Source organism: Flavobacterium cerinum (genome assembly GCF_004028155.1).
GTDB lineage: Bacteria > Bacteroidota > Bacteroidia > Flavobacteriales > Flavobacteriaceae > Flavobacterium > Flavobacterium cerinum.
Genome location: NZ_SBII01000010.1, coordinates 1 through 21,330 on the forward strand (window position 1 = coordinate 1; position 21,330 = coordinate 21,330).

Genomic DNA, 21,330 nt, shown 5'->3' on the forward strand with positions numbered 1-21,330 from the left:
CTCTATAAATTTAGGCAGATAATTGGCACTTAACTCTATTAGCTGATCAAAAGTGATACTGAACATGGGTTAATACTACTTTGATGGGTCAATTTACGCCATATTTAGCGAGGCTGCCATTGTTACGTTTTAGAAATCAATTCCTGTATGTCATTAATCATATTCGGAATTGCGCCGTGATAAGAATGGTCCGTACCTGACAATACCCTCCAATGTACCTTCGGAATTATTTTACGGTAGGATGTAAATTGGTTAGCAGGAATCACATCATCATCGATTGAGTGATATAAATAAATATTGTCAAGCATACTAAGGTTACCTATAAAATCATCCTCTATTACATATTCTGAAACATCCCAGTCCTGGTCTTTCCAATAGGGAACACCAAATAAGATCATTCCTAATACGCTATCAGGAACCGGTTCTTTTGAAAAATATTTTAATATAATTGAGGCTCCTAAGGAATGACCCATTAGAATTACTTTCCCCGATAAATTCTTGAGATTTTTTGTTAAAACCGCTTCCCAATCAAAATAACTTGGTGTATCAGCATCCGGCATATGAGGATATATTATCTTAAACTGATCACCAAGTTTTATTCTTAGCTCGTCTACAATCACTTGCTCCTGTTCTGTAGTCACACTCCCTGCACCCTGAATAAATAATATTTCGTAGTTCATTGTCTATGATTTAGTATCACTATGAAAGTGAACTATGAAATTAATAATTTCCATCGGAATATAAGTGGCTACTATAAAACTTTAACGGAAGCAGAAGTCCGGTTAAGCGATTGTAATAATAGTCAGAATCCTAACTGCTAAAGAAATTATCGATTAACAGTATTTCCGCCTCAGGCAGATCCAATACTTTCCTGCCGTATTACCCTGAGAAAATAGTCCGGGTCATTGAATCGAATCATCTTCTACGTTTTTTTCAATGATACGTAGTGTACGGCTATCAAATAATCCTCCGAAATATTTATTTAAAACCTCTGCGAATACAGGATCAGCATTTTCAACCTGACCAAAAAGGGTCATACTGGAATGAAGTTTCATATCGTCAGGAGAACCAAATATTTCTTGTGCTGATTTATCATTAATAGCCAGAGCCTACGAACGAAATGTATAAAGATTACCTATCTGCTATTCAGGCCCAGACTGAAGATAATGATATCCAAGTTTCTTTCCTACTTCATAAAAAGGCGGCCGGTAATGAACTAACACCTATACGGTAACGATATGGGACAAAAATATGGTGTTTTCGGACAGCAGTTGCTCCTTCGTTAAATAATATATTACTTTTTTTTTAGAATCACATGTTCTAATGTCAGATCATTTACAATTCACATTGTACAGGATTACTTTATACTTCAACATGTAACCGAGCAAAAAAATCATCAAAATTATTTGCCAGCAGCCATAAATTTTGATATTTCACTTCCTCAGGCATTACTGCCTCATTTTCATCATAATTATGGTTCAAGCTTAAGATTATTTACGACACTTTTTTATTGCTCCTATAGAATACCTCATTTGGAGTAAGATCCTGGTTTGACTGATGCCTTCGCTCATTGTTATAAAATTCTATACTTTAAAGATGTTGAAAGATTTGAAAATTCAAAGATGTAGTATACTGGGTATATAATTATCTTAAAATAAATCATTCAATAAAATAAAGATTTGAAATTTTCTATATTAGTAAATAAAATTTGATGAAACGACACAAAAAATCCCGCCAAATTTCTGTAAAAAAAGAAATTTAACGGGATTTTATTTTCTATGGTTTTATCGCTAAATCGGACATTTTTTTCTTCCAATCCTATTTATAATTTGAAGAATTTATATTTATAAAACAATAAAACAAATTTTTATTATATTTTGTAGGTCTAGTTTTAAAACGTCGATTTAAAATACACTAACTAAGTGTGCATTTAATTTCTTTATATTGAAATAGTAAACCACAAAATTAATGGGTGACTAACACATTTTTCTGTAACAATATTTTTCCATTTTCTTTAAGGGTAACAACATAATTGCCAGCTGCGTAATGTCCTAAATCCAATAACCAGCTCCCTTTTTCGGTTTTTGGGATATAATAATCCAGTAAGCGTCCCATCGGATCGAATAATTCTATAATGGGATTATTTACCAGAATAATACTTTCAATTTCGAAAACAAATTTCACCTCCTGTATAACAGGATTAGGTACTATAAGTAAGCTGTTTTCTATTTTATTTGTTTCCTCAACTCCTGCTGGTCTAGATACGGCAAAACTAGGTAACATAACACTGAAATCCCTAAAACAAGGTCTTCTTTCCGAATTGATACTATTCATTCTAATCTTAGCTGAACCTCCTTGAAAATCTTGATCCGGAAGCAGACTGAATGTAAAGTTTCCTCCTCCAGGAGGTACACTTACTGTAGATGGCTGAAATATGCCTACATTATTGGAAGTGGATATAGTAACACTAATTGGCTGTGAGTTATTGTTGCCTATATGGTAACTAAGGACATATTGGTTGAACGGTGATGTTTGTGCTGTAATAGAATTTAGAGTCGCATCAATTACACAACCACAATTGTCTACTCTTATATTTAAATCCGGACTTACAAAAGTACACTGTGCATTCCCTAGTGCCATATTGTAGGTAGCAGATGCACTCGGGATATTGTATTGGGATACTTCACCTGTTCCTGCTAATACAGATACACCATTAGAACGCCAACTCCAATTGTCAAATTCTTCAATTGATGGGCCCAGCAAGGTTCCAGTTTCAAATTTATCGCAAAAAGTATAACAGCCAGATGGAAATATCCACATGTAACTTTCAAGACTCTTAGGAACATCTATCTGCAGGGAGGTTTTGCAGCCACTTTCGCTGGTAAAGATTACCTGATATGCACCTCCATGAGTTACTGTAATATCTGGACCACTGTCGCCATTACTCCATAAAAAGGTTCCCGGACTGTCAGCAGTTGCATGCAATTTGAAAGAGAAAGGATTACAGACAAGATTGTCCATATATAGATCCGTAATTTGAGGTGGGTCGTAAACGGTAAGCTCATGCGTGGTTGTATTTGTGCAGAACAAACCTCCTTCCAATGGTTCTTTTACTTGTAGAGTATAGATATAGGTACCCGTTCCAGATGGTGTATGTTCCAATATGGCATTTGTACCCAATGTAATTCCTCCTAAAGTCCATAGATATTGAAGTGTAACAGAATCTCCCCCACTCCCGGTAAACTTAACGGCCTGACCATTACAAATGTTGTGGAAGCCCGTAATTTTTGCCTCTGGAGGATTTACAAAGCTAACGCCTACTTTGTTATAAATATCTTCGAAGCAACTATTTGTATTCATTACCCTAACCCAGTAACTACCTTCAGTACTTGCCAAAAAAGGATTAGATGTGCCTCCCGGACCCAAAATTGGCAAATTGTCATTCATCCATTGGAAGCCCGTTGGTATTTGCGTTCCTCCTGCTGGTAAATATGATAATGAAATAGTACTTCCTGTACATCCAATAGCAGATGAAGGTGTAATTGTACCATTCATATTTTTAATAACTACCTTGATGGTCTTTTTAGTTTTACTACTAATGCAACCATACTTGTTAATGACGACAAGGGTTATTGTTTTTTCACCAGCAGTAGAGAAAACCTTGTTTGGATTTTTTTGAGTATTTGTGGTATTGTCACCAAAGTCCCAGAGATAAGTATCTCCTGGCTGAATGCTTGATGGCGGTATTGTAAATTGTATAGATTCCTTCTCACAATATGGACCGGAGCTAATATCAAAATTAGCTACAGGAAAGGCTGGTAGAACAAGAGTAACTTGCTTAGAACAGGTAGGATAACCACTCCCGGAAATATTCACAAGCAAGTTGTAAGTACCCGGAGCCAGGCTTAGGTTACGCGTGGTTGTAGTATCCCCGTTTGCTCCTACCTGGGGTTTGATAACATTATTTACTTTAAACTCCCAAACTGTTATTGGTGTTGTAACAGAATAGTTGGAATAATCCAGCAATTTAACATTATATGTACCTCCAGAACCACAAATAACATTGTATTTTAAATCAGGAATATAAGGCACGAGCACATTAGCAGATTTAACTGCTTTACAAGGCTGTCCATTTACAATGTAGGTTGCGGTATAGGAAATAGAATAATTTCCGGCAATTGGATACTTATAAGTAGCTTGAGTACTTGATGACGAAACAGGATCCCCACCCCACGTTATGGTAGGGCTTCCCGAATAAGTCGCCGTAGCAGTTACTGTGCCACAGTTATAAATAGTATTCAGTGTCAAATTCGCAGGCGGAGAAATTGTACATTGCTCATCACTACATTTTTTCTCAAATACCACCACATTCGTCTTCAATGCACATGTTAAGTTTGAAACAACTGCATAATAGTTTCCAAATCCAGATTCTAATGCTGATACTTCATAGTTTGGGGTATTCTCCCCGGGAATAATTACATTATTCTTATACCACACTATTGTATGGGTACTCCATGTACCTGTAGTAAGCGAAGTAGATAATTTCCTAGCTGATTCTGGAACATCTGACATATTGCACGCGATTGCTCCCGCAGGATTTGTGACTTTAGCTGATGGTGCCAAAGCTACATTTACATTTACAGTCTTTACTATTGTACTATTACAACCATTCGGATTTTGAACGGTTAATTTAACTGTAAAATTGCTAGGAGAGCCATCTGTTACATTAAATACATGAGAGGCTGTTGTTCCTGAGGCAGTAATGCCATCACCAAAATCCCAAGTAATAGATCCAGTGCCATTATTCAATGCAGGACTTGAACTCAATGAGAATGTTTTTGAACTTCCACTACAAATATTTCCTACAATTGGATTGATTGTTATTTGAGGTGAACCAATAGTTACAGCGAAAGTCTTTATTTCTGTAATATTACACTTTTTGATAGCCAAAACAACATTTACATTCTGTGATGTTGCAAATTCATTCCATAAGATGGTAGCGGTAGAACCAGTGTTTGATCCTTGTACGCTTCCTGAGGATGCTGGAGAAATGGTCCAAGAATAGCTATCAGCATCTGCCATCACATAACTGTAAGTTTGATAAGAACTAGCACATGTAATGTTAGTTCCAGTAATTCCTCCGGGGAAACTAATAAGGTTCAAAGGAATAGTCAAAGAGTCCGATTTACAAACAGGTTCATTCGTACTCTGTCTCCATATTCTTAGCTTATAGGTTCCTGCATACGGATAATCGAAAGTTACACTGACCGTGTTTCCAAACGTAGAGCCTGCTATGTGACCTCCATCTACTTCCCATCCAATTATTGTATTGGGAACCGTATTGCTGAACGTAAATGTTGTTGGAGAAGCTGGGCATACTACAGTATTACCTGAAAAACTAGCAATCAGAGGGATTTCATTTCCTTTTATACCGACTTGTAGTACCTTTTCGGCACAAAAATTATTACCACTCAAAGTAATGCTATAATTTCCTGCTGTTGCAAAATTTGGCGTAACAGACTCTCCTGTAGTTGTTACAGTTGATCCACTTGGTAACTTTTTTACTTTCCAAGTACCTGAAAGTCCCGAGGCAGTCGTGTATGATGCTCCTGGGGTACTCAGGCATAAATTTGTTGGTCCATCAATATCGGAATCTGACTTGACAGTTATGGTCTTTGTAGCAGTACCTCCACAGTTAAGTAATGTATTTTGGTAGGTGCACTTAAGTACAAATGTCCCAGAACCGCTACCCGGATTAACCAGTACTTCGTTTCGCTGATCTGTAAATATAACTGCTGCGTTAGTGTTTGCACTGTTTACAATTTCCCATACAAAGTCTGTTGTTGGCCACTGTGGAAGTTTATAACCTGTCTGCGTATCTTCACAAAGTGAGGCATCTCCAATAATAATACCTTGACTTGCAATTATAGGAATCTTGATTGTTCTGGGTTCATAACAATCTGTCCGGCAATCCGAAGGATTGAAAGTCACATAACCAAATCCTGTAGTATCTGGTCGTTCAGGTGACGTTGGAGTCCAGACTACTTCTATAATACGCCCATAAGGAATCCTTGAAACTATAGTACCTCCAACAACTGACCAATCGTATTTTTCACAATCATTAAAATCAGGAGGAAGTGAGTAAAAGGTTTTTTGTCCTTGGCAAACTACACTTGCACAACTAATATCTACACCTCTTTTTTTAACTGTTACACGTCTAGTAAAAACATCTTTGCAAGAACAACTATTTACAACCACTAATCTTACGTTAAAAGTTCCTTCATTAAGATAAGCATGGGTAGGCTCAAACGCTGCTGAAGTCGATCCATCACCAAAATCCCAGTAGTAATGTTCTAAAGCGGTACCGCCATTTGAACTGGAAGTATTAGTAAAATATATGGTTTGGTTTCTACATGCATCAAAAGGTAAATTTGTATCAGTTGTATTTTGAGGTACAATCTGAAACGACGCAGTCGGTGAGGTTTTCAGATCGACACATAGTGCCGGATAATTCAGTGCACCAGTTGGGGTAGTAGTACTAACAGCGATAGAACCAGCATTTAAAGTACTTGACCACTTTACCCTACAATGTAAGTCATCTTGAAATAGTATCGTTCCACCTACCACTGTCCATTGGGTATTGGTATAAGGAATTGGACCACCAGAATGAAATTCGTAGTTTACGGTAGTACCCTTACAAAATTCCAAGCAAAGTCCCTCAGCTATTAATTCCTCGTAAGTTTTACGAGTGGCATTTGCCCCTTCTGTACATCCTACAAAGGTATCCCAAAGGAAAAGTGTGGGTTGAACCGTTTGGCTCATTACTGGATCTGCAAATAGCAGTACAAATACCAAGCTAAAATACAGCGAAATTTTATTACCAAGAAAGGAATAAAACAATAACCGTATAGCATTTCCATACGGGACGAGTAGTTGTTTGTTCATAGATTAAGTTTGAATTTTACCAAGGTGGTATTTATGTTAAAAATATAATAATAGACTATTTATCAACCAATTATAAATAATTATTAACATTAAATTAACAAATATACATATTGTTAAAAGTTTTATTTTTAGCATTTATGACTATAAACTGTTGAATTCACTCATGTTTTTTCAATTCTTATTTATGAGTCTTCTCTTACTATTCTAAATGAACTATTTATGTTTTTATATATAAATTTGAAATAGACTTATATAAATGTCATTTGTAAATACAGTAGAACCTGTTAATCAAATTTTAAAATATATCAATTCCTAAGGTTAGTTTATTGAGCTTTTCTGCAAGCCAAAGTTCAACATGAAGCGCATCAAGATAATGGATTTATACTTACAATATTAGAGGCTGGCTTACGTCTATAAATAACCCTGAAAATTTAGGTACAGTATTTTAAAGTCGTATTATTAGAGCAGTTGCGTACCGTTTTGAGGTAAAACTCAAAGTCCTTAGCAAATTGAAAGTTCAGTTCCCTGAATTCAAGATCATCAGTGTCAAATTTAAATTTGATGAAATTTGCAATATGGTCTTTAGTCGTCGTATACCTAATTATGAGTACCAAGCGCAAATTCCCCTTTTCCAACAAGGGCAAGCATCTCGTCATTATGCAGCTGAAATTCTTCCAGGACTTTAGCTTTATCGGCGGTCTTTCCAAGAACGCTGTCCATAATTCTTTGTGAAGTAATGGTGCGGTCATTACACATCATGTCCAGCTTAATCTGGTTGATCTTGGAAATCATTGTATCAAGGAACATATTAATTGCCCTTGCGTCCTCCTTTGTACCAATAGCTCTTTCAGCCTTCTGGTCCCATCTGGCTATATCCCATTTACGTTTTGTTGATTTTTCTTTTGGAATACCATCAACAGTGATTCTAAGATAAATAAATCTAATGTTTGACGGTTTCTCTGGGGTCTTCAGGAAGAAGGTTAATCCAAAACTTGTTTCTAACATAATTCATCGATTTAAAAATTAATAAATTTCGAACTATAATGCTTTAAACACAAGTCGTTAACGTGATTTACATGTTGATAATCAATATTTTAACATTGATTCTGTGGCATTTTTTTTCATTTTTTTTTACTGCCACAAATCTGCCACAAACTATTTGAGTATCTTTATAAATTTTGATGGTTTTGGGAGTAAAAGCAAAAAACCCGCAAATCAAAATTTGCAGGTTTTCCTAAGCTTTATAAGATATTTTAATGAATTTATTTTCTTTAGAAGAATTACTTTCAACTCACTATTAATAGGTGGTGGGCGATAAGGGATTCGAACCCCTGACCCTCTGGGTGTAAACCAGATGCTCTGAACCAACTGAGCTAATCGCCCGAATTCACAATAATTTACTGTTAGATACAATTCCTTATTGCGAGTGCAAATATACACTTACTATTTGAATCTACAAGAATTTAAAAAAAAAGATTAAACTTTTTTTACATTCTTTAAAATAGCCTTCTCACTGTAATTTATAATTTCCAATTCAATAGGCTCATTTTTAGATGTATTCCCTTCTATTATATAAACTTTACCTCCTTCTTTATTTGGCTTATTACTTCTTGAAAAATCAACATCTCCATTATCAAGACTATTTTTCACGTCCTGAAGGGTTATCGCTTTTTGATCAAAAACTGCCTGAGCTTCTTTGGAAATTACAATTCCTTTAGCTCTTATGCTTTTTAAAACCCTGCAATTGGGCATATAACAAAACTCTGTGCGTTTATTCTGAAAGATAAATAAAAGGAACACTCCTCCTATTAAAAATCCCAGCATATAATAGGCAAATCGATGTATAAACTTCATTCTTTATTTTTTTGCAAAAGTAATCAAAAAGGCGCTTAGTCTTTAAGTTTCCTTCTTTTCCTTTCTGCGCTTATCAGGTTTAATTCACGGCTTGTTTGTCCTGCTACCGAAGTATTTTCTTCTGCTCTTCTTATCAGGTAGGGCATAACATCCCTAACGGGGCCAAACGGAAGGTATTTTGCAACATTATAACCATGAGCCGCAAGATTGAAACTAATGTTGTCACTCATACCATATAACTGCCCAAACCATACTCTTTCGTCGTTTGAAGCAATACCATTCTTTTGCATTAGCTCCATTAGCATATAAGAGCTATCTTCATTGTGCGTACCTGCAAAAATGGCCATTTTATCTAAATGCTCTACCATATAGTTTACAGCGCCATTATAGTTAACATCCGTAGCTTCTTTAGAAACACATATTGGCGACACATACCCCATTTCTTCGGCTCTTTTATTTTCTTTTTCCATGTAAGCACCCCTAACGATCTTCATACCAATATAAAAGCCTTCGGTCTTAGCCTGCTCATGTAATTTTTTAAGGTAATCAAGCCTGTCCCAACGGTACATTTGAAGAGTATTGAAAACAATAGCCTTCTCTTTATTGTATTTGCGCATCATATCAGCCACTAAATCATCTGCTGCATCCTGCATCCAGCTTTCCTCTGCATCAATTAGTAATGCAACATCATTAGCGTGAGCTGTTTTGCAAACAATCTCAAAACGTTCTACTACCCTCTCCCATTCTTTAGTTTCTTCAGGTGTAAATACTGTACCGGCACCTAATTTTTCCCAAAGCTCAAATCTTCCAAAACCGGTTGGCTTAAATACAGCAAACGGAATGGCTTTTTTCTCTTTTGCAAAATCAATGGTTTTCAATGTTTTTTCCAGTGCCTTATCAAATTCAGACTCATCTTCCTTTGCTTCTACAGAATAATCCAATACGGATGACACTCCTTTAGTGAACAATTTATCTACGACAGGCAGACAGTCCTCTTCGGTAGTTCCTCCGCAAAAATGATCAAAAACAGTAGCCCTGATAAGGCCTTCAACCGGCAAATGCACTTTAAGCGCAAAATTAGTTACAGCAGTACCAATTTTAACTAATGGCTCTGAAGCGATCATTTTAAAAAGAAAGTAAGCTCTATCCAGTTCTGTATCGCTTTTCAATACAAATGCATCGGCGGTATTATTGAAGATTTTTTCCATTGTTTTTAAAAAATTTGTGCAAATATAAATACTACGCAAGAATTAATCGTAATAATTACCTTATTTTGCTTTTTCATTACTACAATAAATTATGCAGACACTTAAAACTACAGGATATTCCATTCTCTTTAACGATAATTGTTACACCTACCTGCAGGATGTTTTACAGCAAAATGATTATTCTACAGTATTTATATTAGCAGATTCTAATACATCTCAGCACTGCCTTCCTGGTTTTCTTTCGCAGTTAGCGACTGAACTCTCTATCGAAATTATTGAAATAGAACCGGGCGAAAGCAATAAGTCTATAGAAACCTGCATTGAAGTATGGCATGCAATGACAGAACTTGGAGCCGACAGAAAAAGTATCTTAATTAATATTGGCGGCGGAGTAGTAACTGATTTAGGCGGATTTGTAGCTTCTACTTTTAAAAGAGGAATGGATTTTATAAACGTACCTACTTCACTACTTTCTATGGTAGATGCTTCGATAGGCGGAAAAACCGGCGTTGACCTTGGTGTACTTAAAAATCAAATTGGCGTTATAAACACTCCTAAAGCTGTTTTAATAGATACTAATTTTCTAAATACCCTTCCTGCTCCTGAAATGCGTTCGGGTCTGGCAGAGATGCTAAAACACGGATTAATTGCTGACAGCGAGTATTGGAAACAATTTTCTAACCTTACCGGATTAACTACAGATGATCTTGGCGCTTTAATATACCGTTCGGTTGAAATCAAGAACAGTGTTGTAGAACAGGATCCTACAGAAAAAGGGCTGCGCAAAATACTTAACTTTGGTCATACCATGGGTCACGCCATAGAGTCATACTTTCTAGAGAGTCCAGAAAACGTTCCTTTATTACACGGAGAAGCGGTAGCCATTGGCATGATATTGGAAGCCTATATTTCGTTGAACAAAAAGCTAATTACTCCCAAAGAATATTTTGAGATAAAAACCGTAATCCAATCCATTTTTAATACCGTTAACTTTAGTGAAAAAGACATTGCAGAAATCCTGAAATTGCTGGTTCATGATAAAAAAAATGTAGGAGGAAAGGTGCAATTTGTACTACTTGACGGAATAGGAAATGCGGTTATTGACCAAGATGTAGAAAATGCGTTGATATTCAATGCATTTGATGATTATCAAAACTAATAATTTTTTAAACATTTGTTTTTAAATACGAAGTAATATTTTTTACATTTGCCGAGATGAAAATGAACCATAACATGTTTTCCCTCTTTGGGACTATTAGAAAATCCATGGCTTTTCCTGTTATTAGCAGGTCGGTTTTTTCTTTGCGGAATATTTCCGGTATGGAAACTTTTAATAATGGTAATGCCTGGCAAGAAAAACTGCAGATTGTATATGCAAATATAAGGGTTTGAAAATCAGATTATAATTTTAGGACATGTCTAAATTTTTATAATCTAATTTATATATCAAACATCTAATGAATACAAAATATTTTGACCTTATAAACCAAACTTTTTACTTTCCACAGGAAGAATTCACCCTAAACAAAGATAATTTACAGTTTCATAACATCGATTTGATGAAACTTGTTGAGCAGTATGGAACGCCTTTAAAATTCACCTACCTGCCTCAAATTTCAAACAATATCCGTAAAGCGAAAAGCTGGTTCAGGAATTCGATGGAAAAAAACAAATACGAAGGTAAATACTATTACTGTTATTGTACTAAAAGTTCTCATTTTGAATATATAATGGATGAGGCTTTTAAAAACAATATCCATATGGAAACGTCTTCAGCATTTGACGTTAACATTGTTGAGAAACTGCTTGAAAAAGGCAAAATAAATAAAAACACTTATATAATTTGCAACGGTTTTAAAAGAGACCAGTATGTAGAGAACATAGCGCGACTTATAAACAACGGACATAGCAGGACTATTCCAATTATTGATAACTACGAAGAACTTGATCTTTTACAGGAACAAATTCCGGGCAAATTCAAAATAGGAATACGTATTGCTGCCGAAGAAGAACCGAAGTTTGAGTTTTATACTTCAAGATTAGGTATCGGTTATAAAAACATCCTTCCTTTTTACAGAAAGCAAATACACGAAAACAAGAATGTGGAACTAAAAATGCTTCACTTCTTTATTAATACCGGCATTAGAGATACGTCTTACTACTGGAACGAACTTGTTAAATGTTTAAAGGTATATGTAAACCTTAAAAAAGAATGTCCATCATTAGACAGTCTTAATATTGGTGGTGGTTTCCCTATCAAAAATTCATTGGCATTTGAATACGACTATCAATATATGATAGACGAGATTCTTAACCAGATCAAAATTGCTTGTGATGACGCCGAAGTTGATGTACCAAACATTTTTACAGAATTTGGTTCGTTCACTGTAGGTGAAAGTGGAGGAGCTATCTACCAGGTTCTGTACCAAAAACAACAAAATGACAGGGAAAAATGGAACATGATCGATTCATCTTTCATTACTACTCTTCCTGATACATGGGCTATCAACAAGCGTTTCATCATGCTTGCTGTAAACCGATGGAATGATCAATATGAAAGAGTATTATTAGGCGGTATGACTTGTGATAGCGACGATTATTACAACTCAGAGCAAAACATGAATGCCATTTACCTGCCTAAATACAATAAAGAGAAACCACTATATATTGGGTTCTTTAATACAGGTGCTTATCAGGAAACTATTGGCGGCTATGGAGGACTTCACCACTGCCTTATCCCCCAGCCTAAGCATATTCTTATTGACAGGGACGAAAACGGTATACTTGCAACAGAAGTATTTTCTGAGCAGCAGCAAGCCGAAGAAGTTCTTAATATTTTAGGATACAACAGAGAGAAAAAATAACTATTGAATATTTAATAAATTACGACTACAATGAGCAAAGGACCAATTAGCCAGTTTATTGAAAAGTACTATCTTCACTTTAACAGTGCTGCTTTAGTAGATGCCGCAAAAGGGTATGAAAAGCAATTGCAAGATGGTGCAAAAATGATGGTGACGCTTGCAGGAGCTATGAGTACGGCAGAGCTGGGGAAAATTTTCGCAGAAATGATACGTCAGGATAAAGTACAAATCATTTCATGTACAGGAGCTAACCTTGAAGAAGATATTATGAATCTTGTGGCACACTCTCATTATGAGCGCGTACCTAACTATAGAGACCTTACTCCACAAGAGGAATGGGATCTTTTAGAAAGAGGACTTAATCGTGTAACGGATACTTGTATTCCTGAACATGAAGCTTTCCGTCGCTTACAGAAGCATATTTTCAAAATATGGAAAGATGCTGATGATAAAGGTGAGCGTTATTTACCACATGAATTCATGTATAAAATGCTGCTTTCAGGCGTTCTTGAAGAATATTATGAAATAGATCTTAAAGACAGCTGGATGTATGCTGCTGCAGAGAAAAATTTACCTATAATTGTACCAGGATGGGAAGACAGTACAATGGGTAACATTTTTGCCTCTTATGTTATTAAAGGAGAATTAAAAGCATCTACAATGAAGTCTGGTATTGAATACATGACTTTCCTTGCAGACTGGTATTCTAAAAATAGTAGTAATGGTGTAGGTTTCTTCCAGATTGGTGGTGGTATTGCAGGAGATTTCCCTATATGCGTTGTACCAATGCTTTATCAGGATATGGAAATGCATGATGTTCCTTTCTGGAGCTATTTCTGCCAGATCTCTGACTCAACAACCAGTTATGGCTCATATTCAGGCGCTGTACCTAATGAAAAAATTACATGGGGTAAACTTGATATTAATACCCCCAAATTTATAATAGAATCTGATGCAACTATTGTTGCCCCACTTATATTTGCTTACTTATTAGATTTATAATAGATTTATGAAAAGAGTTATAGTTGACTACGCCAAACTAACTAATGAGATTTTAACCCTGTTGGTTGAAAGATTTCCTGAAGGATATGATGATTCTAATATCATCCGTTTTAAAAATGCTAAAAATGAAACCATTGAAGCTGTTGAAGTAAGAACGGAAGACACCATATACCTTGTAAAAGTAAGCACTAAACTTGCAGACAGGATTGAAAATTTTGATGAGGATGATATAGACCCTACAGAGGAAATCGACGGATTAAAAGATCTTGACATCGCTGACGATGCGGATGACGATGACGACGTTGAAGAAAAAGTGGATAGTCCGGATAATGAAGATGATGGCGAAGATGGAGATAATCGTGATATTGAAGATACCGAATATTCTGAAGATGACGAAGATGAAGATTAACTCATCTTTAAATAATATTAAAGAACTCTTAACAGAGTTCTTTTTTTGTTTGCAATAATTTACTTTTATAAAAAATGAATACAATGAAGCATACCATTACCATCTTTGCAGCAGGATTATTGCTGCTTAACTCCTGTCAGAAGAAAGAAGAAAAGCCTGAAACTGTAGTTGAAGAAACAACTATTGAAAAGATCACAGAAACTGCTGCTGAAAAAGACATGTGCTTTTTACAGGTAATTTCACGTGATACTATAATGCTTACTATTACAAGAGATGGTGATAATATTTCCGGAACTTACAAATCAATTCCTTTCGAGAAAGATAAAAAAACAAATGTTTTTAAGGGTACTATCAAAGACAATGTAGTTACCGCTGTTGGAACTGTATCTGCAGAAGGAATGACAAACAAAGAAGAAATTATCTTCACTATAGATGACAAGCAGGCTTCTATCAAATTTGGCGAAATGATTGAAGGCGACGACGGAGTTTACAGATACAAAAATGTAAACAATACATCCCCTATGGCTATAACTAAAGTAGATTGTAAATAGAGCAAGTATAAGTATAATAAAAAAGGTCACAACCCCAAAATAGGGTTGGGACCTTTTTTATTTATAGATACTGTGTACTTAAAGATATCTTTCCTTAAATATTTTCATGTGATGGTTTTGATGTCCTATAATTAAGAAACCCAAAGCTCTTACTGACACTGTAAACCCGGATGCTGTTCCTTTTCTCATAAGGTCTTCTTCCTTAAGTGATTTAAAGAACATAATATTAGCATGACGTAGTGCAGACATTTCGGTCAACAGATCATTAATACTTCTATCATCTCCATGTGCATTGGCAGCATAATCATTTTCTTCAAAACCAGGAAGCGCCGTAGTGTCTCCACGTGAAAAACGAAGTGCTCTATAAGCAAATACTCTTTCTGAATCTATAAGGTGCTGAATAATATCTTTAATTGTCCATTTACCTTCAGCATAGCGATAATCATATTTATCCATAGGGATTTCGCGTACAAAGTGAACAAAATTATGCACGCTGATTTCCAACTCTTCTACTAAAGTATACGTTGGATCAATTTCTGTAATGTAAGCACCGTGGTAAGGTGCATATTCGTTTGTTTCTAATTGATTTGATTTCATATTGTTTTTTATGCGGAATTTCTGCTGGCGTTAATGTTCCCGAAAAGGGAACGTGTTACAATTTTTTCATAAACTTCCAGTTGATCGGCGCTTATATCACCGTTTTTCATCTGCCTGATTCTGTTTAAGGCATACTGTTGTATGGTAAGCAAAGGTAAAACAATCAATTCTCTTAATTTAATAGATGCTTTACCATCCGGATAATTTTCCATTAATTCTTCATATCCCGAAATTTTAAGTAGAAGACGCTTTGTTTCAAGAAACTCATTATGAATAATATCCCAAAATGCTCCAAATTCAGGGTCATCTTTCATGTAAGCCGTAAGCGGGAAAAAAGATTTACTTAACGACATCATACTATTTTCCATTAAAGTTCTAAAAAATAACGACTGATCGTATAAACTCTTTACTTTATCCCATTCGCCATTTTTCTCATATACACCCAGTGCATAACCAAGTCCGTAAAAACCGGGGACATTTTGCTTTAGCTGACTCCAGGAACCAACAAACGGTATAGCCCTTAAGTCACTAAAATCAAGATCTTTCGATTTACTCCGTTTAGAAGGACGGCTGCCTATATTTGTTTTAGCATAATAATTAAGCGTGCTCATTTCACTAAGGTACGGCAGGAATTTTGGATGCTGTTTGAAAGCTGTATACTCTTCAAAACTCAACCTCGCCATATTATCCAGTACTTCATACTGCTCCGTAGTGAATTGTTTTTTATCTTTATTAAAGACACCGTTAGTAATACCGGCACTCAAAAGGTTTTCCAAATTAAAACGACAGGTATCCAGTGTACCAAAATTAGAACTTATGGTTTGCCCTTGTATCGTAACCTGAATTTCGTGATTCTCAATTGTAGCTCCTTGTGATGCATAGAATTTATGTGTCTTCCCTCCTCCTCTAGCTGGAGGACCACCACGACCATCAAAGAAAACGACTTTAACATCATGATTACAAGCCATTTGTGTAAGGTTCTCTTTGGCTTTATAAATACTCCAGTTAGCCATTAAATAACCACCATCTTTTGTACCATCAGAAAAACCAAGCATTATTGTTTGTTTGTTTCCTCTGTTTTTAAGATGTTTCGCATAGATTTCATTTTCGTACAGCAATTTCATAATAGTATGCGCATCTTCAAGGTCTTCAACTGTTTCAAATAGCGGAACTATATCCACGGGAGCATCTTCCCATCCTAATAATCTAAAAAGCGACAGTAACTCTAAAACATTGAGTGCACTCTCATTGTTACTAATAATATAACGATTAGAACCTGACTCACCATTGTTATGCTGTATGGTTTTCATGGTAACAATAGACTCCAATGTACTGCGGGTCTCTTCGTTAGTAAAACTGTCCGGTTTAATGTTTGACTTTAAAGCTCCAAGCACTTTTATTTTTGCTGTTTCATCAAGATCTGCATAGCCTGAAACAAACTTGTCCTCTTTTTCAAGATATTTAATCACATCGCTAAAAACAGCATCGTGTATTTTACTGTTCTGTCTAATATCCAAGGTAGCAAAATGGAACCCAAAAAGATTCACTTTATTGATCAGTCCGTCAATATCATCTTCATATAGTGACTGATGCTGCTCTACAACAATATTCTTGATCTCTGTTAATGAAGCTAATAATTCTTGCTGTGTAAGGTAAATTTCGCCCTCCGAATAAAATACTGAACGGTATAGTTTCAATTCGATCGCTGTAACCTTATCCTCCACGCCATTAAAGGTTAGTTTTCGCTTTAAATCGCGAATATCCCTATAGTAACATTTAAGTATTGATGTACGCAGCCTGTCGGCTACTTTGAGTGTAATTTCTGTAGTTACAAATGGATTTCCGTCGCGATCTCCACCCGGCCAAAAGCCAAAAGCTAAAATAGGCTGCTTAAGATCTTCTTCTTTAAAAATAGAGTCCTGTACATAAGAGGAAATATCTCCGGCTGCTTTATAAAATACATTTTCCAGATACCAAACCAAACTTACTGCCTCATCAAAAGGTGTAGGCTTTTCTTTTTTGATAAAAGGGGTTTTTCCAAGCTGAGCGAGCAGTACTTTTATATCTGCCAAGTTATTTTTCTTTATTGCAACAGTAAGATCGGCAATAATTCCAAGTACAGATCCCGGATAAAACTGTGTAGGGTGTGCCGTTAGCACCGCCCTTACCTGAAAATCACTTAAAAACGATCTTACCTCATCTTTAACTCCCAGATTCTCTGCATTCTCACGGCTATATTTTAATGAACCGCTGCCCTCAAGGTTATGAATGCTCGTAAAAGCAGCATCTTCAATAGCATCAAACAAAACCACCTGACGTTCGACATACTGTATAAAACGGAACATAAGTCCTATCCGCTCTTCTTCTGTAGTGTCCTGAAGGTATTTATCACTAAATTCATCAAAAATCTGTTCAGGGCTTTTATTATTCTTAAACCCTTCATCACACAACTCAGAAAATAACGGAAGCAGCACTCCGGTATTGTCTATTGCCCTAAAAGGAAGTGTCATGAATATGCTGTTAAAAAGCTGGTATTTTAACTGTACTTCTTCGTTAAACCGCTCAATTCTAGTAGAAGGATACATACGATATTTTTTTTATGAATTTAATAAAAAAACCCTCATGCCGGAGACATGAGGGTTATAAAATTTTGATAAAGAATCTTACAAGTCTTTAAATATAGTGTGCATCAACCTTTTTTTGTCGTTGATACTTTCTTCAAGCGATATCATAGTTTCAGTTCTGTAAACACCTTCGATATCATCTATCATAAAGATAACCTCTTTAGCGTGTTTAGTATCTTTTGCCCTGATTTTACAGAAGATATTGAATTTCCCAGTTGTAACGTGAGCTACAGTAACAAAAGGTATTTCATTGATTCTCTCTAATACAAACTTAGTTTGTGATGTATTGTGAAGAAATACACCTACATAAGCGATGAAAGAATAGCCTAGTTTTTCGTAATCAAGGGTTAACGAAGATCCCATTATAATACCTGCATCTTCCATTTTTTTAACCCTTACATGGACAGTTCCAGCAGAGATTAATAATTTTTTTGCGATATCAGTAAATGGAACCCTTGTGTTGTCAATCAGCATGTCCAGAATCTGGTGATCAACTTCATCTAAACGAAATTTGCTCATAAATCTTTTTTTTAAAGTTTATATTGGTTTCTTTAAATTCTTTTTAAAAACCTAATGTTAAAATATATTCACCTATAAAGACAATTAGCTATTTTATTTCCTGTCCATTAACAAACTTTCTATCAGAATTGATTGAAAAATTAGCTTTTTCACCAATTATTGGCATTTTATTTCCGTCTCCCGACTCAAATTGAGCCCCTAAAACGTCAAATTCTACATGGCCATAAAAACCATCTAAATTGCCTATTTCGCTAATTATAGCTTGAAAAATTACAGAATTATCAAATAGCACTTCTTTATATTGTGATGCAAAATTCGTTATTTTTTCTTTATTTTCATAATTTATTTTGACATTTTTCCATATCATATCATAAAAAACAATCTTATTTTGAGGAATATTAAAATAATCCATCTTTTCGTTAACAACTATAACGTTTTCGTGAATTGTATCAAATCCTGACAATAATGCAAAAAATACATATTTTCTTGTTATTTCTCTTTCATAATCATTTGGGTAGTGTCCGGCTTCGAATAAAATAGTCGGAACCTCCAGTGACTGGAACATATCTCCTATACAATTGATATTAAAAGAGTCATCAAACCTACCTACCTGACCCGGAATGTATTGCTGTAACGTTTCATTCATTGCCGCAATTACATTTATTGCCTTTAAACGCACTTCATTAATATCCCTTGCTTCATTATAAGAAGGAGCCAAAAAAGATACAGTTGCAGGTTTGGGCTCATCTCCTATACCAAAAATTGTGCGCTGATCGTGCATATTATAACAATAATCAGGCCTAAAATCATCGAAAGAAGCTCTAAGAACCCTACTTTCAGGTTGCGATAGGTTTACCGAATCGCGATTCAAGTCGACTTTAACAGCATTTTCACGTGTATAAAGTTCAGCACCATCCGGATTAACTATCGGTAGTATTAAAAAGGTAAATCTTTTTTTTAGTTTTTGAGCTAATGCATCATCACTTTCAAGGAGATTTAATAAATCAAATACAGCCTTAGTAGTAGTTGATTCGTTACCGTGCATTTGAGACCACATAAAGATCTTAATCGCACCCGTGCCGACCTTTATACTATATATAGGTTTAGCAAGTACGGAATAACCTATGATTGTGATTTCAAACTTGTCTTTTAATCCCTCCAGTATAGGCTCAATATGTTTATTCGTAAGGTAACGCCCTGAAAGCCTATTCTCTTTATTTGCTTCAAATATTTGTTCGTAATTCATGCCCGCTTTATTAGGTTACAAAAGTAAACATCTTACATTTTACAATTGTAAACAATATTGTATTTGATTTTGTTTACAATTGTAAACATCCGAATATTGTAAATGATCATTCAGGTTGTTCGCTTTGTGTTTTTACTTTTAATATATATAATATCAAAACATTACATTAGTTTATCTAATCTGTTAGTTTCAATATTATTGACTAATTTCATCTAGTAATGCATGTTTAAAATTAATTGTTTACATTTGTAACATGTGTATTTCAACACAGTAAATTACAATGGTAAACACAGACGATTTTATTAAGCGACTTGAAATTATACTGGACTACTACAGCTATTCGGCTTCAGTTTTTGCTGATAAAATGGGTGTACAACGCTCCGGCTTATCCCATTTATTATCCGGCAGAAACAAACCCAGTCTTGATTTTGTGATGAAAATTGTAGAAAATTTTCCAGAAGTAGACCTTTACTGGCTGCTACAGGGAACAGGTTCGTTTCCTAAGAAAGAAGACAGCGGATATAGAATTCCTGACACGTCCTTTACTCCTACCTCACAGCCAGAAGAAACTAAAATAGATGATCCTTTTACTGAGAAAAAAGAATCGGTTCAAATACCAGACTTATTTAATCTAGAAACCAAGTCTTCAACACTATCGGTGAGCAAGGAAAAGAACATTGAAAGGATCGTGGTTTTTTATGCAGATGGCACTTTTAAAAGTTATTCACCAGAAAATAAAGAACCCCGATAGCTTTATAAAAAGCGACCGGGGCTATTAACCAATAAAACAAACACAAATTATCTTTATAACAACAATCCCTATATTCCGGGAAACGATATTTAATACATACTTTATTGGTTTCTAATTATCTTTTGTTTCTTATAGTAAAGTTACAACCACTAAATGTTAAATAGTCCAAACGCTTAGTTAAACTATTCTTAATCATTTAATTACCGATGTAACCGTTCTCTGGATTATATCCTACTACACCTTTGTAATTCTCTTCCAACACTTTAAAATCACGATCTATATCGCCTGTTAGATAATAGGGTTCTGCAATTTTTAGTTCTTTCTTACTATAATCAAATGCTACCGCAACGACAGGTACATTTGCCTTAAGAGCAATATAATAAAATCCTGTTTTCCAATGGTCTACTTTTTTACGCGTCCCTTCGGGTGCTATTGCTAAACGAAACACTTCTCGTTCTTTAAACATCGCTGCGATCGCATCTACTTTGTTTTCATTCTTATGCCTGTTCAATGGAGCACCTCCCATCCAGCGGAAATATCCACCAAAAGGAAACCGAAACAGTTCTTTCTTTGCTACAAAGTTCATTTCCAGATCAATCACGCCACGGGCAAAAACGCCTATAAGAAAATCGAACCAACTTGTATGAGGCACAACTATAATAACCGACTTCTTTACCTCAGCATGCATCGCTCCTTTTGTATGCCAGCCCAATACCCTAAAGAAGATAAATTGATGTATTTTTTTCATATTCTAATAAAA

At 35.3% G+C, this 21,330-nt stretch carries 18 protein-coding genes and 1 tRNA gene; 6 read left to right on the forward strand and 13 right to left on the reverse strand.

Translation table 11 applies throughout. The features are described from left to right. Positions 1 to 122: 122 nt before the first annotated feature. The 8 genes from EPI11_RS13510 to EPI11_RS13540 form a co-directional block, all read right to left on the reverse strand. On the reverse strand, positions 123 to 680 hold the full coding sequence (locus EPI11_RS13510; RefSeq protein WP_128390517.1) for an alpha/beta hydrolase: 558 nt from the start codon (positions 678 to 680) through the stop codon (positions 123 to 125). Between the two features lie 222 nt (positions 681 to 902). Further along, the gene (locus tag EPI11_RS13515; protein WP_128390518.1) at positions 903 to 1,106 is read right to left on the reverse strand and encodes a DUF1810 family protein; all 204 of its coding nucleotides are present in this window, start codon (positions 1,104 to 1,106) and stop codon (positions 903 to 905) included. 859 nt (positions 1,107 to 1,965) lie between these two features. Further along, positions 1,966 to 6,945 (reverse strand): PKD domain-containing protein, encoded by a 4,980-nt coding sequence (locus EPI11_RS13520; protein WP_128390519.1) that lies wholly within the window; start codon positions 6,943 to 6,945, stop codon positions 1,966 to 1,968. A 431-nt stretch (positions 6,946 to 7,376) separates the two neighbouring features. Beyond that, a complete protein-coding gene (locus tag EPI11_RS19160) occupies positions 7,377 to 7,601 on the reverse strand; it encodes a phage integrase SAM-like domain-containing protein (protein WP_241657626.1) in 225 nt (74 codons plus the stop codon). Continuing rightward, on the reverse strand, positions 7,543 to 7,950 hold the full coding sequence (locus EPI11_RS13525; protein WP_241657627.1) for an Arm DNA-binding domain-containing protein: 408 nt from the start codon (positions 7,948 to 7,950) through the stop codon (positions 7,543 to 7,545). Before EPI11_RS13525 ends, EPI11_RS19160 begins: the two co-directional genes overlap by 59 nt. Before the next feature lie 300 nt (positions 7,951 to 8,250). Beyond that, a tRNA-Val gene (locus tag EPI11_RS13530) sits at positions 8,251 to 8,328 on the reverse strand. A 93-nt stretch (positions 8,329 to 8,421) separates the two neighbouring features. Further along, entirely contained in the window at positions 8,422 to 8,799 is a 378-nt protein-coding gene (locus EPI11_RS13535; RefSeq protein WP_128390520.1) for a DUF4258 domain-containing protein, read from the reverse strand. Positions 8,800 to 8,834: 35 nt separating this feature from the next. Then, positions 8,835 to 10,007 carry a proline dehydrogenase family protein gene (locus tag EPI11_RS13540; RefSeq protein ID WP_128390521.1) on the reverse strand — a complete coding sequence of 391 codons (1,173 nt, stop codon included), beginning with the start codon at positions 10,005 to 10,007 and terminating at the stop codon, positions 8,835 to 8,837. A gap of 91 nt (positions 10,008 to 10,098) precedes the next feature. Between EPI11_RS13540 and aroB the strand changes: the two genes are divergently transcribed. The 5 genes from aroB to EPI11_RS13565 all read left to right on the forward strand — a co-directional run bounded on the left by aroB (position 10,099) and on the right by EPI11_RS13565 (position 14,833). Beyond that, on the forward strand, positions 10,099 to 11,166 hold the full coding sequence (gene aroB / locus EPI11_RS13545) for a 3-dehydroquinate synthase (protein WP_128390522.1): 1,068 nt from the start codon (positions 10,099 to 10,101) through the stop codon (positions 11,164 to 11,166). A gap of 298 nt (positions 11,167 to 11,464) precedes the next feature. After that, positions 11,465 to 12,871 carry a type III PLP-dependent enzyme domain-containing protein gene (locus tag EPI11_RS13550; protein WP_128390523.1) on the forward strand — a complete coding sequence of 469 codons (1,407 nt, stop codon included), beginning with the start codon at positions 11,465 to 11,467 and terminating at the stop codon, positions 12,869 to 12,871. 30 nt (positions 12,872 to 12,901) lie between these two features. Next, positions 12,902 to 13,873, forward strand: a complete 972-nt coding sequence (locus EPI11_RS13555) for a deoxyhypusine synthase family protein (protein WP_128390524.1) — start codon at positions 12,902 to 12,904, stop codon at positions 13,871 to 13,873. A gap of 7 nt (positions 13,874 to 13,880) precedes the next feature. Then, positions 13,881 to 14,282, forward strand: a complete 402-nt coding sequence (locus EPI11_RS13560) for a DNA primase (RefSeq protein ID WP_128390525.1) — start codon at positions 13,881 to 13,883, stop codon at positions 14,280 to 14,282. An 83-nt stretch (positions 14,283 to 14,365) separates the two neighbouring features. Then, complete coding sequence (locus tag EPI11_RS13565; protein ID WP_128390526.1) at positions 14,366 to 14,833, forward strand: hypothetical protein; 468 nt, start codon at positions 14,366 to 14,368, stop codon at positions 14,831 to 14,833. Between the two features lie 78 nt (positions 14,834 to 14,911). Here the strand turns inward: EPI11_RS13565 and EPI11_RS13570 are convergent, their stop codons facing one another. From EPI11_RS13570 to EPI11_RS13585, 4 genes are all read right to left on the reverse strand, one after another. Further along, entirely contained in the window at positions 14,912 to 15,430 is a 519-nt protein-coding gene (locus EPI11_RS13570; protein ID WP_128390527.1) for a DinB family protein, read from the reverse strand. 8 nt (positions 15,431 to 15,438) lie between these two features. Beyond that, positions 15,439 to 18,015 carry a phosphoenolpyruvate carboxylase gene (locus EPI11_RS13575; protein ID WP_128390528.1) on the reverse strand — a complete coding sequence of 859 codons (2,577 nt, stop codon included), beginning with the start codon at positions 18,013 to 18,015 and terminating at the stop codon, positions 15,439 to 15,441. A 78-nt stretch (positions 18,016 to 18,093) separates the two neighbouring features. Next, entirely contained in the window at positions 18,094 to 18,573 is a 480-nt protein-coding gene (locus EPI11_RS13580) for an Lrp/AsnC family transcriptional regulator (protein ID WP_026300077.1), read from the reverse strand. An 88-nt stretch (positions 18,574 to 18,661) separates the two neighbouring features. Further along, the gene (locus EPI11_RS13585) at positions 18,662 to 19,819 is read right to left on the reverse strand and encodes a M14 family metallopeptidase (RefSeq protein ID WP_128390529.1); all 1,158 of its coding nucleotides are present in this window, start codon (positions 19,817 to 19,819) and stop codon (positions 18,662 to 18,664) included. 280 nt (positions 19,820 to 20,099) lie between these two features. Here EPI11_RS13585 and EPI11_RS13590 point away from each other — a divergent pair, with 280 nt between their 5' ends. Then, positions 20,100 to 20,570: a helix-turn-helix domain-containing protein gene (locus EPI11_RS13590; protein ID WP_128390530.1), complete on the forward strand. Its 471-nt coding sequence runs from the start codon at positions 20,100 to 20,102 to the stop codon at positions 20,568 to 20,570. 196 nt (positions 20,571 to 20,766) lie between these two features. Here EPI11_RS13590 and EPI11_RS13595 read toward each other — a convergent pair whose 3' ends face one another. Next, a complete protein-coding gene (locus EPI11_RS13595) occupies positions 20,767 to 21,318 on the reverse strand; it encodes a 1-acyl-sn-glycerol-3-phosphate acyltransferase (protein WP_128390531.1) in 552 nt (183 codons plus the stop codon). Positions 21,319 to 21,330 lie beyond the last annotated feature (12 nt).

What these genes read in the sequence shown, in the direction of transcription:
- EPI11_RS13510 (WP_128390517.1), bottom strand. Translation starts at nt 680, where the DNA reads ATGAACTACGAAATATTATTTATTCAGGGTGCAGGGAGTGTGACTACA.
- EPI11_RS13520 (WP_128390519.1), bottom strand. Translation starts at nt 6,945, where the DNA reads ATGAACAAACAACTACTCGTCCCGTATGGAAATGCTATACGGTTATTG.
- EPI11_RS19160 (WP_241657626.1), bottom strand. Translation starts at nt 7,601, where the DNA reads ATGACGAGATGCTTGCCCTTGTTGGAAAAGGGGAATTTGCGCTTGGTA.
- EPI11_RS13525 (WP_241657627.1), bottom strand. Translation starts at nt 7,950, where the DNA reads ATGTTAGAAACAAGTTTTGGATTAACCTTCTTCCTGAAGACCCCAGAG.
- EPI11_RS13535 (WP_128390520.1), bottom strand. Translation starts at nt 8,799, where the DNA reads ATGAAGTTTATACATCGATTTGCCTATTATATGCTGGGATTTTTAATA.
- EPI11_RS13540 (WP_128390521.1), bottom strand. Translation starts at nt 10,007, where the DNA reads ATGGAAAAAATCTTCAATAATACCGCCGATGCATTTGTATTGAAAAGC.
- aroB (WP_128390522.1), top strand. Translation starts at nt 10,099, where the DNA reads ATGCAGACACTTAAAACTACAGGATATTCCATTCTCTTTAACGATAAT.
- EPI11_RS13550 (WP_128390523.1), top strand. Translation starts at nt 11,465, where the DNA reads ATGAATACAAAATATTTTGACCTTATAAACCAAACTTTTTACTTTCCA.
- EPI11_RS13555 (WP_128390524.1), top strand. Translation starts at nt 12,902, where the DNA reads ATGAGCAAAGGACCAATTAGCCAGTTTATTGAAAAGTACTATCTTCAC.
- EPI11_RS13560 (WP_128390525.1), top strand. Translation starts at nt 13,881, where the DNA reads ATGAAAAGAGTTATAGTTGACTACGCCAAACTAACTAATGAGATTTTA.
- EPI11_RS13565 (WP_128390526.1), top strand. Translation starts at nt 14,366, where the DNA reads ATGAAGCATACCATTACCATCTTTGCAGCAGGATTATTGCTGCTTAAC.
- EPI11_RS13570 (WP_128390527.1), bottom strand. Translation starts at nt 15,430, where the DNA reads ATGAAATCAAATCAATTAGAAACAAACGAATATGCACCTTACCACGGT.
- EPI11_RS13575 (WP_128390528.1), bottom strand. Translation starts at nt 18,015, where the DNA reads ATGTATCCTTCTACTAGAATTGAGCGGTTTAACGAAGAAGTACAGTTA.
- EPI11_RS13580 (WP_026300077.1), bottom strand. Translation starts at nt 18,573, where the DNA reads ATGAGCAAATTTCGTTTAGATGAAGTTGATCACCAGATTCTGGACATG.
- EPI11_RS13585 (WP_128390529.1), bottom strand. Translation starts at nt 19,819, where the DNA reads ATGAATTACGAACAAATATTTGAAGCAAATAAAGAGAATAGGCTTTCA.
- EPI11_RS13590 (WP_128390530.1), top strand. Translation starts at nt 20,100, where the DNA reads ATGGTAAACACAGACGATTTTATTAAGCGACTTGAAATTATACTGGAC.
- EPI11_RS13595 (WP_128390531.1), bottom strand. Translation starts at nt 21,318, where the DNA reads ATGAAAAAAATACATCAATTTATCTTCTTTAGGGTATTGGGCTGGCAT.